Annotated in this window: 1 protein-coding gene; it reads right to left on the bottom strand. The window is 68.0% G+C overall.

Annotated elements, in window-relative coordinates:
- A partial coding sequence (locus tag AC1DUE_RS20420; RefSeq protein WP_477041229.1) for an FtsK/SpoIIIE domain-containing protein occupies positions 1-428 on the bottom strand: 428 nt, incomplete at both ends.

The raw sequence follows: 428 nt of genomic DNA on the forward strand, positions 1-428 counted from the left end.
GGGTGGAGACGACCAGTTCGGCGGCCTGGCAGAGCAGGTCCAGGTCGTCGCCGATGTCCTCGTCGATCTCCTTCTTCTTTGCCCCGCCGACCACCACGTCCTCGCGGAAGACCGGCGCCATCTGATCCTTGCAGTGTTGGACGATGGCCGCGACCTCGCCCTCCGTGACGAACGCGCCCTGCATGCGGGTGGGCTTGTTGGCCCCCATCGGCAGGAACAGTCCGTCCCCCTTGCCGATCAGCTTCTCGGCGCCGGGCTGGTCGAGGATGACACGGCTGTCCGCGAGCGAAGACGTCGCGAAGGCGAGCCGGGAGGGCACATTCGCCTTGATCAGACCGGTGACGACATCGACCGAGGGCCGCTGGGTGGCGAGCACGAGATGGATGCCTGCGGCGCGCGCCAGCTGGGTGATGCGGACGATGGCGTCC

This window comes from Cellulomonas sp. P4_A2, assembly GCF_056402515.1.